This window comes from Polaribacter sp. MED152, from assembly GCF_000152945.2.
Lineage (GTDB): Bacteria > Bacteroidota > Bacteroidia > Flavobacteriales > Flavobacteriaceae > Polaribacter.
In genome coordinates this window covers 66,963-83,207 of sequence record NC_020830.1, presented here as the reverse complement: position 1 = coordinate 83,207, position 16,245 = coordinate 66,963, and the positions used below count along the sequence as shown (strand labels likewise).

General features: G+C 32.1%; 10 protein-coding genes. 5 read left to right on the top strand and 5 right to left on the bottom strand.

The window, feature by feature from the left end; translation table 11 throughout:
- The first annotated feature begins 1 nt into the window (after window position 1).
- The 4 genes from MED152_RS00365 to MED152_RS00350 all read left to right on the top strand — a co-directional run bounded on the left by MED152_RS00365 (window position 2) and on the right by MED152_RS00350 (window position 7,297).
- The gene (locus tag MED152_RS00365) at window positions 2-1,615 is read left to right on the top strand and encodes a RagB/SusD family nutrient uptake outer membrane protein (RefSeq protein WP_368085804.1); all 1,614 of its coding nucleotides are present in this window, start codon (window positions 2-4) and stop codon (window positions 1,613-1,615) included.
- Between the two features lie 18 nt (window positions 1,616-1,633).
- Entirely contained in the window at window positions 1,634-2,761 is a 1,128-nt protein-coding gene (locus MED152_RS00360) for a SusE domain-containing protein (protein ID WP_015479848.1), read from the top strand.
- A gap of 24 nt (window positions 2,762-2,785) precedes the next feature.
- Window positions 2,786-4,465: a SusE domain-containing protein gene (locus MED152_RS13315; RefSeq protein ID WP_015479847.1), complete on the top strand. Its 1,680-nt coding sequence runs from the start codon at window positions 2,786-2,788 to the stop codon at window positions 4,463-4,465.
- A 63-nt stretch (window positions 4,466-4,528) separates the two neighbouring features.
- Entirely contained in the window at window positions 4,529-7,297 is a 2,769-nt protein-coding gene (locus tag MED152_RS00350) for an alpha-amylase family glycosyl hydrolase (protein WP_015479846.1), read from the top strand.
- A 33-nt stretch (window positions 7,298-7,330) separates the two neighbouring features.
- Here MED152_RS00350 and MED152_RS00345 read toward each other — a convergent pair whose 3' ends face one another.
- Together MED152_RS00345 and MED152_RS00340 are read right to left on the bottom strand one after the other, a co-directional pair.
- The gene (locus MED152_RS00345) at window positions 7,331-8,464 is read right to left on the bottom strand and encodes a cysteine desulfurase family protein (RefSeq protein ID WP_015479845.1); all 1,134 of its coding nucleotides are present in this window, start codon (window positions 8,462-8,464) and stop codon (window positions 7,331-7,333) included.
- Window positions 8,465-8,479: 15 nt separating this feature from the next.
- Window positions 8,480-9,025, bottom strand: a complete 546-nt coding sequence (locus MED152_RS00340) for a Smr/MutS family protein (protein ID WP_015479844.1) — start codon at window positions 9,023-9,025, stop codon at window positions 8,480-8,482.
- Window positions 9,026-9,088: 63 nt separating this feature from the next.
- Between MED152_RS00340 and MED152_RS00335 the strand changes: the two genes are divergently transcribed.
- Window positions 9,089-9,724: a hypothetical protein gene (locus MED152_RS00335; RefSeq protein ID WP_238559147.1), complete on the top strand. Its 636-nt coding sequence runs from the start codon at window positions 9,089-9,091 to the stop codon at window positions 9,722-9,724.
- On the opposite strand, the gene MED152_RS00330 is transcribed toward MED152_RS00335, so the two are convergent.
- From MED152_RS00330 to ppk2, 3 genes are read right to left on the bottom strand one after another with little or no spacing between them, the layout of a single operon-like run.
- Window positions 9,721-10,674, bottom strand: coding sequence for a type IX secretion system membrane protein PorP/SprF (locus MED152_RS00330; protein WP_015479842.1), 954 nt, complete (start codon window positions 10,672-10,674; stop codon window positions 9,721-9,723). The genes MED152_RS00335 and MED152_RS00330 overlap by 4 nt on opposite strands.
- A complete protein-coding gene (locus MED152_RS00325) occupies window positions 10,674-15,404 on the bottom strand; it encodes an Ig-like domain-containing protein (RefSeq protein ID WP_015479841.1) in 4,731 nt (1,576 codons plus the stop codon). Before MED152_RS00325 ends, MED152_RS00330 begins: the two co-directional genes overlap by 1 nt.
- Window positions 15,405-15,458: 54 nt before the next feature.
- On the bottom strand, window positions 15,459-16,244 hold the full coding sequence (gene ppk2, locus MED152_RS00320; RefSeq protein WP_015479840.1) for a polyphosphate kinase 2: 786 nt from the start codon (window positions 16,242-16,244) through the stop codon (window positions 15,459-15,461).
- Window position 16,245 lies beyond the last annotated feature (1 nt).

The following is a 16,245-nucleotide window of genomic DNA, read 5'->3' as shown; positions in this document are numbered from 1 at the left end:
AATGATGAAAAGAATTTTAAAAATAGACAAAATTACAACCTTCCTTTTGGTGTTAGTAATTGCGCTATCTTCTTGTACTAGTGATTTAGACATTACTCCTCAAGATGATCAAGATTTATTAGGAGAAGATTTCTTTGCCAATGAAACTGCCTACAAAGAATTACTTGCAGGTGTTTATGCAAACTTATCTTTAACAGGTGTAGATGGCCCAGGTTCTTCTAATATAGATGGTTTAGATGCTGGTACAAGTCAGTTTGGTAGAGTTTTATTATACCTACAGACATTATCTGCAGATCAAATGATTTGGTCTTATGAAAATGACCCTGGAACCCGTGAAATTCAAAGAAATATTTGGAATGCAGATGATCCTATCATTTTAGGAATGTTTGGTAGAAGTCACGTAACTATTGCATTCGCAAATAATTTCTTAAGAGAAACTACAGATGCAAAATTAGACGAAAGAAATGTTTCTGCAGCAACAAGAGCAGAAATTACAGCATACAGAGCAGAAGCAAGATTATTAAGAGCAATGTCTTATTACTACATGATGGATCTTTTTGGTCAAGCAAACTTCTTAACTGAAGACGATGCTATAAACCAACAATCTGTTGTGTACGATAGAGCTCAATTATTTGATTTTATAGAGCAGGAATTAACTGCTATTGAAGCAGATTTAGCTGACCCTATGGCTGTAGAGCATGGAAGAGCAAGTAAAGGAGTTGCTTGGATGATTTTAGCAAAAATCTATTTAAATGCAGAAGTATATATTGGTCAAGCTAAATATACAGAGTGTATTGATTATTGTAATAAAATTATTGGTGGTGGCTATACATTAGCCTCTAATTATTTGCACAATTTTATGGCAGATAACAACACAAACTCAGCTGCTAATGAAATTATTTTTCCTCTAATTTCTGATGGAACTTTCACACAAAACTTTGGTCCTACTACTGTTATGATTAACGGTTCTGTTGGAAGCATTGAAGCCAATGGTGCTCCTTTAGGAGTTAGTGCTGGTGGTTGGGGTGGAGCTCTAAGAGTAAGAAAGCAATTAGCTTTACTTTTTGAGCCAAGTATTTTTAATAACGATACTAGAAATACTATTATTTCTTCTGGTAGAGATATAGAAATTACAGATATTTCAGATAGAGATCAAGGATACATTTTAGAGAAATACTCTAATGCAACTTCAACAGGAAGTTTTGGTGTAGATCAAACATTTGTAGATACAGATTTCCCATTATTTAGATTAGCAGATGTGTATTTAATGTATGCAGAAGCTCATTTAAGAGGTGGTTCTGGTGCAAATGATGCAGACGTTGCAGCTTATATCAACTCGTTAAGAAGTAGAGCAAATAATCCTCAGAATAATTTAACAATTTCTGACATTACTTTAGATTTTATTTTAGATGAAAGATCTAGAGAATTGCATTGGGAAGCTCATAGAAGACAAGATTTAGTTAGATATGGTTTATTTACTGGAGGTGCATATAACTGGGTTTGGAAAGGTAATGGTACAAACGGAATTGCTTTACCAAGTAACCTAAACTTATACCCTATTCCATCTGCAAGTTTAGCTTCTAATCCAAATTTAACTCAGAACCCTGGGTACTAACTATTAAATAAATTACAAATGATGAAAAATATAAAAAGATTTTCAGCAATTACGTTTATTGGATTATTTATGTTAATCTTTAATTCATGTGATGATAATTCTGAATTATTTACCATAACAAATCCAACTCCACCAACTTTGGCAGAGCTTGGCTTTACAGAACTTGAATTAGATGCTGTAAACACAAACAATCCTGCTGTAACTCTAAATTGGATGGAAGCTGATTATGGACAACAAGCCTCTATTAATTACAACATAGAGTTTTCTATGGATGAAGCATTTACTTCACCAGTTGTAGCTGCTACTGTAACAGGTAGAACATCGGTTACATTATCTGTAAACGAAGTAAATTCAGCAGCAGGTAATGCAGGGTTAAACCCTTTTGAGTGGGCACCATTGTATACACGTGTAATTTCAACTTTAGGCTCTCAAAGCTCTCAAAGTTCAATTTCGAATACCATTCAGTTTAATGTGTATCCTTACTTTAACTATATATTCAATGACTTTTATTTGGTAGGTGATGCAACCGCTCCAGGTTGGGATAACAACAATAATAATCCAGCTCTTTTTAGAGATGCAAGTGATAGTAATGTGTATTACTACACTGGAAAATTTTCAGCAAACGGTCATTTCAAAGTACTTTCTACAAAAGGTTTATGGCAACCTCAATATGGAACAGATAGTGCTTCTAAAAATCCTGATGGAACATCATCTGGAGATGTTGGTGCTAACTTAGGAAGTGGTTCTGACCCAGAACGTTTTCCTTATGCAGGAGGAGATGGAATACCTGAAGGTTTCTATACTTTTAAAATCAATTTTGCTAGCAACACTTTTAGCTTCGATAGTTTTGATGCATCAGGAATTACAAGTCCTGCATCTTTAACTTTACAAGGTTCAAGTACAGCAAACATAGCAATGAACCAATTATCTTTTGATGGGCACTTATGGTATGCAAATAGTGTTAGACTTACTCCTGGAGAAGTTTCTTTTGTTACAGATAGTGGTGCAAATTGGGGTAGCGAATCTTCATTTTCTGGAGTAGCTACAAATGGAGGTAGTGCAATACCTGTTATTGTAGAGGATGATTACGATGTTTGGTTTAATGACTTAACAGGACGTTATATTTTAATTCCTTTAAACTTATAATAAACAAATCTTAAAAAATATAAAATGAAAAAATATTTAAAAAGAGTAAGTTACCTCCTACTTTCATTAACCTTACTTTTAGGTTCTTGTGAAGTTGAAGATAGCTTAACATTAACAAGCCCAGAAGCTGCATTTACATTAGATACACCAGGTATTAGTAGTGTGTTTTTAAACTTTGCACTTCCAAGTAATCCTGCCTTTACTATTTCTTGGCAAGATGAATTAAAAGCAGGGTCAGACTACACTGTAGAAATGGCTACAGATGCCGAATTTACAAGTCCTATAACATTAGGAACTACTACAAACAGCAATTTCTCTATGACTGTTAGTGATTTTAATGATGCCATAAATAATGCTGGCGTTACTAATTTTAGAGATGTTGCAGTTTATATGAGAGTACAATCAGGTGGTAATACTTCTAACTCTATCTTGTTATTAGTAACAACTTATCCTGTAGATGCACCTGAGTTTGCTAGTATTTCTGATGGAGATTCGTTTGTTTTAACTTTAGATAACAATGATTTAGAGGCTGTAAACGTAACTTGGGATGATCCTATTTTAGATTCAACTTTATCTATTGATATAGATTACACATTAGAAGCTGCAGCTCCAAATACGTCTTTTGCAGATGTTATAGAAGTTGGTTCTGTACGTAATATGAATGCTATTTCATTAACTAATTCACAACTTAATAGTGTTGCTATTCAATCTGGTATTGCTGTAGATGCTGCTGGAGATTTAGAAATGAGATTAAGATCTGTTATTACTGATGCTGCATCAGGTACTGTTTTAGAAAGAACTACTGAAACTGTAACTATTAATGTAACTACCTATTTAACAGTTTTAGACTTATCAACCACTTGGGGTATAGTAGGTTCTGCGGCTAATGATTGGGGTGCTACTCCAGATTTACCATTCTTTAAAACAGATGTAGATGGTGAGTTAGTAGCCTATGTAAATTTAGTTGATGGTGAATTTAAGTTTAGAGAAAATAACGATTGGAGCAACAACTTAGGTAGTGATAGCGCAACTGGAGGTTCAGTTACCTCTAATGGAGCAAACATTGCTGTTTCTGCTGGTTCTTATAAAATTGGCTTAGATTTAAATAACATGACCTATTCTATTGAGAATTTCTCTTTAGGTATCGTTGGCTCTGCTGCTAATGATTGGGGTGCTACTCCAGATTTAATGCTAGAATACGATCCGTTTTCAGATGTATTTAGAGGTTTAGTTACTTTAACAGATGGTGAAATGAAGTTCAGATTAAACAACGATTGGGGAACCAATTGGGGTGATGATGGTGTAGATGGAACTTTAGATCCTGGAGGAGCAAATATTGCTGCAACTGCTGGTACTTATTTTGCTACTGTAAATCTAAATGATTTAACATACACTTTAGAGCCTGTAACAAATGTTTGGGGTCTTGTAGGTGGTGCTTATAATGATTGGGGTGCTACTGCAGATGCACAGTTTAGAAGAGACTGGTCTAAACCTTTTAATGATGTTTGGGTTTTAGAAAACGTTACCTTAATTGATGGTGAATATAAATTTAGAGCTAACAATGATTGGGGAACTAATTATGGAGATTCTGATGGTGATGGAGTATTAGAATTAAATGGTGGTAACTTAAATACCACTGCTGGTACTTATACGTTTGTATTAGATTTTTCTGATCCAGATGCACCGACTTATACCAAGAATTAATATTCTTTTAAAAATTTTAGGAGCTATCTTTTTAGGTAGCTCTTATTTTTTAATCAAATTCTTATGAAAAAAAATATATACATTTTATTCCTTTTTATTTCATCTTTTGCATTTGCGCAAGTTCAAAATGCTAACTTCTCTGTTAGCCCAGCAACATTTGAAGAAAACGAAGAAATTACAATTACAGTAGCTGATGTAAATCCTGCTACTTGGGGTGTTTCAGATATTTATTTATGGGCTTGGTCTTTCGATTCAAATTTTGAGAACATTGCAGATTCTCCAACAAATGGTACTTGGACAAACTCTAATGAAGCTCAAAAATTAACCAATAATGGTGATGGCACTTATTCGATTAGCTTTACTCCTGCAAATTTCTATAATAGAACTGGTATAGGTAGAATCGGTTTTTTGGTAAAAGCAAAGAATGGTGAAGGAGATAAAAAATCTCAAGATCAATTGTATGATGTTGGAAAGTTTCAAATCAATTTAACTGCACCTTCACAAACTACAACCATTTTAGATAGTGGAACCAATTTTCAAATTACAGCCACAACCTCTTTGCAAGCTAACTTTAATTTAAAAGCAAATGGTGTTTCTATAGATCAACAAATGAATAATACAAATTATAGTTTTTCATTAACGCCTACAGAAAACACAGCTTTTGTATTAGAAGCAAACAATAATGGTGATATTCAAACCACAGAATTTAACGTGGTTGTAAAACCAACAGTTACAGAAGCTGCATTACCATTAAATATAAAAGATGGTTTAACTATTAATTCTACTGACAATACTAAAGCTACATTGGTTTTATATGCACCAAATAAAGAATTTGTGCACGTAATTGGTGATTTTAATAATTGGGAAATAGACAATAATTATTTACTAAAAAAAGACAGCAGTAAAGATCGTTTTTGGATAGAACTAACAGGCTTAAATCCAGATACAAATCATATGTATCAATATTTGGTAGATGCAAAAATTCGTATTGCAGATCCTTATTCTACACAAATTTTAGATCCTACAGAAGATATTTATATTGATAGTACAACCTATCCTAATTTACCTTCTTACCCTTCTAACAAAACAACAGATGCTGTAACGTTCTTTAAAACTGGCGAACCAGATTATGTTTGGCAAACTACTAATTTTACCAAGCCCGCTAAAACTGACTTAGTAATTTATGAATTACTTGTTAGAGATTTTGATAACCTACATAGTTTTGATGCTGTGAAAGCAAGGTTAGATTACTTAGAAGGTTTAGGTATTAATGCAATTGAATTTATGCCAATAAACGAGTTTGATGGTAATCTTTCTTGGGGATACAATCCTTCTTTTCACATGGCAATAGACAAATATTATGGTTCTAGAACTGCTTTTAAACAATTGGTAGATGAATGTCATAAAAGAGGAATTGCTGTAATTTTAGATGTGGTATATAACCATGCAACAGGTCAGCATCCATTTTATAGAATGTACAATACAGATAATGGAGGTACTCAAGGACAAGCAAGTGCAGACAGCCCATTTTTTAATGTAGTAGCTACACATAGTTATAGTGTTTTTAATGATTTTAATCATCAAAAACAAGGTGTAAAAGACTATGTAAAAAGAACAACTCAATACCTAATAGAAGAATACAAAATTGATGGTTTCAGATGGGATTTAACTAAAGGTTTTACACAAAATTGCTCTAGCTCAGATGAAGGTTGTACAAACTCTGAACAAGCAGATAGAGTTGAAGTATTAAAAGAGTATGCAGATTATCAATGGGAAATTGATCCAGATTTTTACATCATTTTTGAACACTTAGGTCAAAATTCTGAAGAAACAAAATGGATTAACTACAGACTTGATGAAGGAAAAGGAATCATGGTTTGGGGAAATCATCATGGAAGTTACACCAATGCTACCATTGGAAACAATACTAGTGGTGCTTCTAATTTTGACTGGATTTCTTACAAAAACAGAGGTTGGTCTGTACCTGCAAACGTTAGTTATATGGAGAGTCATGATGAAGAAAGACTTACCTATGCTGCAATAACCAATGGGTATTCTAATGGTTCTTATAATATAAAAACCACTACAACTGCCTTAGAAAAAATGGAGTTATCAGGTGCTTTTTACTTTACAGTACCTGGTCCTAAAATGATTTGGCAATTTGGTGAGTTAGGGTATGATATCAGCATCAACCAAAATGGAAGAACTGGAAACAAACCTATTTTATGGAACTATTTTGATGATGAAAACCGAAAATCTATCTACAATACTTGGAGTAAGTTAATTCAGTTAAAATTAAAATACGATGTTTTTAAAACTTCAGATTTTACTATCGATGCTTCGAATTCAAATGGATTGAAAAAGATTCAACTATCTGATGCATCTGCTTCAGATATGCAATACATTACTGTGGTTGGTAATTTTGGTTTAACTACACAGAATATCAATCCTGTATTTCAACAAACAGGTATTTGGTATGATTTGTTAGAGGATAATGCAACTTTAAATGTTAGCAATACCAATAATTTAATAAGCTTAGCTCCAGGAGAATTTAAGGTTTATGGTAATAAAGCAGCAGTTTTATCTACCGAAAATCTATTTTTCGATGATTCAGTTTCATTATACCCAAACCCTGCAAAGGAAGCTTTTAGTCTATCTGTATCAGCATCAAAAGTTGTAATTTTTGATGTTAATGGAAAGCAAATCAAAGAATTTATTGGAAATTTTGAACCAAATAACGCGTTTTCTATCAATGATTTAGAAAAAGGTTTGTATATTGTAATGTCTCAAAATGTTGAGGGCAAAATTTTAAAGAAATTGATTATCAATTAATTTAAAATTCTTTTTAACCTTAGAAGAGCTGCTTTATAGTAGCTCTTCTATTTTTTTTAGCGTAATCTCTAACTCATCTTTTGTAGTAAATTTTGAGAAAGAAAAACGCACTGAAGTGTTATCCGCATCTTTATCAGAAAGTATTTCTGCCAAAACATGAGATCCTTTATTGCTTCCACTTTGACAAGCAGAACCTCCTGAAACTGCAATTCCTGACATATCTAAACTAAATAACAACATATCATTCTGTAAAGGAAAACGCACATTTAAAATAGTATAAGTACTTTTATCAGCTTCATTAGAATTACCATTAAAACTAATATTTTTTGAGATATTTTTTAATCCATCAACAAAAAATTGTTTTAATTCTATAATGTGTTTTTTATCATTCTCTAAATTTGTGTAAGCAATTTCCATTGCTTTTTGCATACCTAAAATACTGTGTACGTTTTCTGTACTAGACCTTGCTCCTCTTTCTTGATCTCCACCATGAAACATAGGCAAAATTCCAGATCCTTTTTTAAAATAAGCAAAACCAACACCTTTTGGCCCATGAAATTTATGTGCACTTGCTGCAATGAAATCTATTGCTACCTCAGCTAAATCTAAAGCAAAATGACCAATAGTTTGTACAGTATCTGAATGAAAATAAGCATTATAAGTCTTACAAAGTAAGCTAACTTTTTTTAGCGGTAAAATAGTACCAATTTCGTTATTAATATGCATAAGACTCACAAGGACCTTTGTTGAAGCATTAGATAATAATTGCTCTAAATGCTTTAAATCGATTGTACCATCTGCATTAACATCAACAAATTCTAAACAAATATTTTCTGATTTTTCTAAAAATTCACAAGTATGTAAAACTGCATGATGCTCTATTTTAGAAGTAATTATAGTTTTTACTCCTAAATTTAAGACAGCATTTTTTAAGATTAAATTATCTGCTTCTGTACCTCCTGCAGTAAAAACAATTTCACTAGCAGTTACATTCAAATATTTTGCTATATTTTTTCTAGCAGTTTCTACTGCTGATTTTGCTTTTCTACCAAATTGGTGCGTGGAAGACGGATTCCCAAAAACATCTTGCATACTTTTATGCATCGTTTGTAAAACCTCGTCATCTATTTTGGTTGTAGCAGCATTGTCTAAATAAATGGCATTCATACTGCAAAAGTACAATTAATTCACGTTTTGATAGATATAAACTTCTGTAGCTCCTAAGCCATATTTTTTATACGAAGCATCGTAATATTTTACAGGATATCTGTTTAAAAGGCTAGTAAGTTCTGCCCTTAAAACACCTTCTCCTACTCCATGAATAAAAACTATTTTAGAAATTCTTTTAGAAATTGCGTACTCAATTTTTCTTTTTGCAGTAGATAACTGTAGGTTTAGCATATCATAATTATCTAATCCTCTCGTAGATTTTACAAGTTGATTTATATGTAAATCTACTTCTAAAATCACCTCATTTTTAGTCTTAGTAAAAAGGCTTTTTTTAGATTTTGAATCGCTAATTTTCTCTTTTAAAAGTGGATTATTAATGTCTGAAAATTTGGACAATTCGTATTGATCTGCTTCTATTTTAACCAACTCGTTTTCAGCAAACTTAAATAGCATTCCATCTTCAGTCTCAATGGTTATAGAATTACCATCAATAGCAACAACAATGCCTTTTAAAACATCATCTAAAACAGCCACTTTGTTTCCAATTTCTAAACGCATTCTTAACTGTATCTTAATTTCGAAAAATAATGGTAAGTCTTATTTTTGCAGTAAAAATAATTAATGATGTTGAGGACTTCTAATATTTCTGCAAAAAGTTTCTTTATCAACGCCACTAAGAAAAATAATTTCTTAGAAGGTAGAAGAAATTTATTGCTTCAAATTGCAGAGTCTATAGCCAAAGAATATACTAAAAATGAGATTGTTAATCTTAATTTTATATGCTCTGACAACTCTCGAGAAAGTCAACTTTGCCAAGCATGGGCTTTTTTAGCTGCACATCATTATGGACTGAATATACATTCATTTTCTGGTGGTTTAGAGGTATCTTCTTTTCATAGAAATACAATTAAAACCTTACAGAAAACTGGTTTTAGTTTTCAATTAGAAGACTTTGCGCATCAAAATCCAAAATACAGTGTTTCTTACAGTGATTCTAGAAATTCAATTATTGTTTTTTCTAAATTGTATGATAATTCAGCAAATAAAGAGCCATTTATAGCAATTACTACTAGCAAGAAAGCTGAAGAACATTGCCCATTAATATCTAATGCAATTCAGTGTTATCATTTACCTTTAAATGAGCTCAAAACTTTTGATGGTACAAATGAACAAGAGGCTAACTATTTGGCAATAAGTGAAAAAGTAGCTACAGAAATTGGTTATATTTTTGCTGCAGTAAAAGAAATTATTTCTTAGAAATAACACTTATTACTTAACAACCACCTTGTGTTTCTTTTTAGATTGATATCTATATGAAGAATGAATTCGTGTGTACTAAAATTACCTCCAAAAGCTTCAAACCTATGGTCATAAGCATACCCTACTCTAAACTTTTCTTTGATTATTAATGCAAACAAAGCACTTAAAGAATTTTGATGACGATAAGACAAGCCTGCTTCAATTTTATCTTTATAGAAAATATTAGCATTTAAGTCTATTGATAAAGGTAAGTTAGCTGTGTACCTAACCATTGTAGATGGTTTAAAAATTACACCTTCTCTCAATTCGAACAGATAACCTGTAGTTAAAAAGTAATTTGCATTTGTAGCCAACCTTGCCTCAGAAAAATTTTCTTCTATATAAAATTGTGGTGTTTCTAAAATATAAGGCATAGATAAACCTGCATAAAACTTTCTATTGTAAAAGAAGGCACCAAAACCAACATTAGGATAGTTACCTGAAATGGATGCATTTATTTCATTATCTGGCGTAATTGCGTTAGCCAAATTGTTATCAAAAAAAGTGACACCCCCTTTTAAACCGAAAGACAATCTGCTGTATTTTGATGTTATTAAAGTGTAAGAAACATCAACATTTACATTATTAGTAGTAGTTAAACCAATTTGATCATTTACAAAGGTAGCTCCTATACCCAGACCTCTTCTAGTTCGTCCATTTACAGAAAACGTTCTTGTAGTTGGTGCACCTTCTAAGCCAACCCACTGTTCTCTAGACAAAGCAGACATACTTAATTCTGCTCTTGTACCAACATAAGCAGGGTTTATAATTTGCATATTATACAAATATTGTGTGTAATTGGGCAGTTGTTGAGACAGACAAAAAGAACTAATAAGCAAAAACAGAACACTCAAAAACGGTTGCTTTTGGCATTTTATTTTTCCGATAAATGATTTTACATTTCTCATTATCTTATTAGCTGTATAAAGTTAGATTTTGGTTTGGTAACACCATCATTATAATCTAAGGTATAAAAATATACTCCTGTAGAAACAGGGTTTCCGTTGAAAGTTCCATCCCACCAAGAAGGATTTACATTTCCATTATTGCTGTAGTTATACACTTCATTTCCTAATCGATTTACGATAACCAACCTAAAATTTGGATAATCTTCTACGATTCCAGAAATTTTGAAAACATCACTTACTCCATCTCCATTTGGAGAAAACAAATTAGGATAATCATTATCTTTAATAGTACCTATACCTCTTGGCATAGTTGTATTTGCGATGTTATCTAAATTAGTGGTTGTTTGTAAAAACAGTTGTTCTGTTTCTTCATTCAATCGATCATCTACAGTAATTACATTTTGGCTTATTGTTGATGTAAAAGCAGGTATGCTCGTTAAAATATTTATAGGTTCATAATCTTCTGTTGCAAAAGTAGTATCATCTATCGTTTCTAAAATGATATTGATTGGTAAATAATTTTGCATAGGTTCAGCGTTTGCATTTAGCAAAGTGATGGTAAATTCTAATACATTCCCTTCTTCTACTATAGGGTTTGTAATTTCTATAAACGGATTTGGATCAACATCAACAATAATTGCCACCTTTGATAAATCTTCTACACCCACATTATTACTTGTAACAACACCTATAACAGCTAAATTTTCTTCATCTAACTCATTTAAATTATCTAGGTTAGAACTTATTGAGAAGGAGACTTGCGTATTTGCATTGTTAGGATCTACTGTACCTTCAATCACTCCAACATCTGAAATCGCAGTATAATCATCTGGACTTATGGCTAAATCATCATTAGTATTGATATTAATAGCAATGGGTGTTGAGGATGGATTGCTAATTGTAATGGTATGAACCAAATCTATGCCTTCATCTTCTCTAGAATCGTTCATGGTAATTGAAGGAGGATCATCATTATCTAAAATAGTTCCAATTCCTGTAATTGTAGTATTATCTGTATTGTTGGAAGTTACAGCTCCATTCAAAGAAAATAATTCTGATAATTCAGCAATGTTATCTTCTAAAGAAGTTACAGAAAATTGTGTTGTGTTTGTGAATGGTGGAATTGTAAAATCTACATTATTTACAGGTGTAAAATCAAAAGGTGCTGTAGCAACTTCAAATTGAGTTGTTGTTCCTGTACCACCTGCAGTAGAAAAGTTAATTACTATTGGAGAGGCACTTTCTATTAAAACAGAATTATCTCTTTTAGTAACCAAAGTCAACACAAAATCAAAGATATTTCCTTCGGTTTCTGTTACATCAGAAATTAATATTTCTATAGCAATTATTTCTCTCCAATCTCTTTCTTCAGTATCTATATTATCTTCATTTGGAAAGCTAAGTGGTGTTTGATTATTGGTAGGGTTTACAATAGTATCATCAGTATCAAAAGCATCATCTAACCCATCATTATCAACATCTGAATTAGAAGCAATAGTTTCAGCTGTTCCATCTGCATCAGTATCCCAACCTTCAATGATATCTTCACGAATGTCATCATCTGAATTTAGATCTAAATAATCTGCTATTCCATCATTTTCTGTATCAATAGGATCTAAACCATTTGGATATGCAGTATCTATACCCAAATTATTTACAACACCATTTAAGGTGATGTAATTTGTGGTTAATTGTGCTTCTATATTATCTACAATTCCATCTCCATCAGAATCTATATCTAGATAATTAAAGTTAATATCGGTATCAGAATTTAAAAGTGTATAGTTGATAGTTGCTGTTGCAGAATCATCGCTTTCTAGAGAATTATCTAATCCGTTTGCACCAACATTATTATCTGTTACACCATCGTTATTGGTATCTTCAGTTGCATTTCCTGCTTCGTTGATATCTAAAATTCCATCGTTATCAGAATCTAAATCTAAGTGATTAGGTACACCATCGTTATCAAAATCAAAAAGATCTACAATTCCATCTGCGTTTGCATCTACATCAAAATCTGTATCTCTATAATTAGGTATAAAATCGGCATCATCATCTTGCAAAGGATCTAGACCATTATACTCTTCAGTATCTGGAATAGTATCATTATCATCATCTAAATCAATAGAATTTATAATAGAATCTCCATCTGAATCTGTAGAAGCATCTACAGTAATGGTTGCACTAGAGGTTGCAGCTGAACCTAAAGGATCTCTTGCAGAAAATGTAGCAATATTATCGCCAATACAAGCTTCTGAATAGACTACCGAAAATTGTACAGTAATAGTTTCATCTGCCATAAGAACACCATCTGTACCTATAAAAATATCAGTATCTGAAACACCATTAAAATTGGCATTTAGTGTAGGATTTGTAGTAGCTGTAGAACTTGAAATTATTGGTGGATTTACAGATACAATATTACCACCACAACTATTGGTTAAATCATCTACCAATTGTAAATTGGTTAATTGAACAGCTTCACTACTATTCTCAAAAGTAATTTCGAAAGTAACCTCTTCATGTTCTAAAATATCATTTGGCATTTCATTTACTGAGGTAATTGTTTTTGATACATCAGTATCTGTATCAAACAGAAAACGCATGCTGCTTGTAACACATTCACATTGATTGGCTGATGATGGGATTTCTGTAGGCGAACCTACTACATAGTATCTATCTAAGTGATCTCCCAAATTATCTGACCAAGTTACATAAGAATCCGATCTTCTTCTTGCAGCAGTTGTTTCATCGTAATTATCATCTGCTCCTTGGGTAAAAGACCTACCATTTTGATAGAAAAAGCTATATCTAGTGGATGCATATGGTTCTATCAGATAAAATAACTCTAATACTACAACTTCTCCTGGAGCTAATGAATTATTAGGTGCTAATAAAAATGTATCTGTCTCTCCATTATAATTAGGATTGATGGTAACAGTTGGGCCTGAAGCTTGTTGAATTCTGAGTTCTGTGAAGGTAATTCCATTATCAATAAAATTACCTAAACCCATGTTGTAATTAATATTGTTTGCAGTAGCTGTACCTTCGTTTGTAATAATTACAGAATTGATATAATCATAAGTACCATCTGAATTAATAACACCTGGTGGATCTAAAGAATCATTAAATTCAGGAATAAATAAACCTGCTGCAACAATAGCTTCTGTAGTATGAAAATCGGTTAGGGTAAGAGATTCAGAATCATTACCTCTATTTGTTGTAATGTTAATATCGTTGGTAAAATCAAGTCCAGAACCTGCAGGAGTAGGATTTGATCTACCATCACAAAAAGGATCTATAGTAACACAATAACTAACAGTGACATTTTGCCTTGGGTACAAAGTTAAATTATCAATAGCATTCTGGTTAAAAACAGAAGTAGATGTACTGTTTAAAAAACTTCCATTCATAGCTGCATTTGTAAACTCTCTAGGGTAGGCACCATCATTTACAAAATCTCTAGTAAAGGTATTATTCTCAATATTAAATTCGGATACCTCCACTACACAACCCGTTCCAAATGTACCTTGTAAATCTGAAACTATATCTATATTTCTTAATAGGCTAGACTCGTTATAATCTCTTGCTGTACTGGTATTTTCCAAAACCATGGTATAACGAACTTTATAAGTGCCATCTACTGTATAACCTTGGTTACAACTATTAAAACTGGCAATATTCAACAAATCTGTAATACGTTCAACTGTAAAGAATAATAATGCTTGTCCTTGAAAAGTACCATCTGTAATTCTGTAGGTAATTACAGGTACATCTCCAAAATAGTTTGGTGTTGGCACAAATTGATAGCTACCATCAGCATTTATAGTAAAACTACCTTCTGCAAAAACAGCGACAGTACCTGCAGGATACCCTACACCATTTATAACAAATTCAGTTACTGTTAGAACATCATTATTAATATCTGTATCGTTTGCTAAAACACCTGGAGCAGCAACATTTAATGTAGTATTGATTTCTACAGTGTCATAATCATCCATAGGAATTGGAGCAGTTGGCGGAAAAACAACAGCTATATTTATGTTTGCTGCGCTTATAAGTGAACCATCTGAAATTCTATAAATTATGGTTGGTAAATCTCCTACATAGTTAAAAGTAGGGTTTAAGTTTAAGCTTCCGTTAGCATTTATGGTTAAATCACCTTCTGCAATTGCTGCAATTTCATTTGCATTATAGGTTGTACCATTAATTACAAATTCGGTTACTAATAATGTATCTCCATTTGCATCTGTATCATTCTGTAAAACTCCTGGAGATGATATATTTAAAGGTGTATTTACTTCAGTTTCGTAAGTATCATCGTTAGCTTCTGGAGCTATTGGAGGTAAAATTACAGTGATATTTAAATTAGCAGAATCTGTTTCAACTCCGTTTGAAATGGTATACGTAACCGTAGGGAAATTACCTAAAAAATCTTGTGCAGGTTCATAATTATAACTTCCATCAGCATTAATTGTTAAATCACCTTCTATAATTGATGCAGTTTCATTTGCATTATAGGTTGTGCCATTAATTAAAAATTCGGTTACTAATAATGTATCTCCATTTGGATCTGTATCATTGCCTAATAAACCTGGAGATGAGACCGTTAAATTGGTATTTTGCTCTGTTGTATTGCTGTCATTATTTGCTTCTGGAGCTGTTTGAGTCCATGCAAATTGTACTAAGAATAAGAAAAAAAAAAGTAGTTTAGATTGGTTTTTTTTCATAAAACTTTACTCAAGGTCTAAAGTATAACTCATTTTTATAGAAAATAGTATGTACTAAATTTCTAAATTTTTATCATAGGGAATACTTTTTAAAACATGATTAATGACATTTATTCTTGCTTCTGTCTTTCTATTTGCTCTTATAATTTTCCAAGGAGATAAAACTGTATTGGTTTTTTCGAACATGGCATTTTTGTATTCTGTGTATTGATCCCAAAGATCTTGAGCCTTCTCATCTAATTTAGTCATTTTCCATTGTTTTAAAGGATCGCTCTTAATATCTGCAAAACGCTTAGCTTGTTCCTTTTTAGAAATTGACATGTATATTTTAACCAAGTGAATGCCCGATTCTAAAATCATTCTTTCAAAATCATTTACCTGATTCATAAAAGTATTGTACTCTTCTAAAGTACAAAAACCATTTACAGGCTCTACTACTGCTCTATTGTACCAACTTCTATCAAAGAAAACCATTTCTCCTGCTTTAGGCAACTGCTCTACATATCTTTGAAAATACCATTGACTCTGCTCATCTTTAGTAGGTTTTGGTAAAGCCACAATACGCATAAAACGTGGATTAATTCTTTCTGTAATTCTTCGAATAGCACCACCTTTTCCTGCTGCATCTCTTCCCTGAAAAACTACAATAATTCTTTCATCATTATTTATAGCCCAAGTTTGCATTCTAATTAATTCTACTTGAAGCTTTTTTAATTTTTTCTGATAGGTGACATATCTCAAGGCTTTTTCAACACTCAATGGTTGCTTAGATAAGAGTGCAAGTAAACCCTTTTTAGAATTTAATTTCTTTAAATCTGATTCTGATAATTTATGACTCATA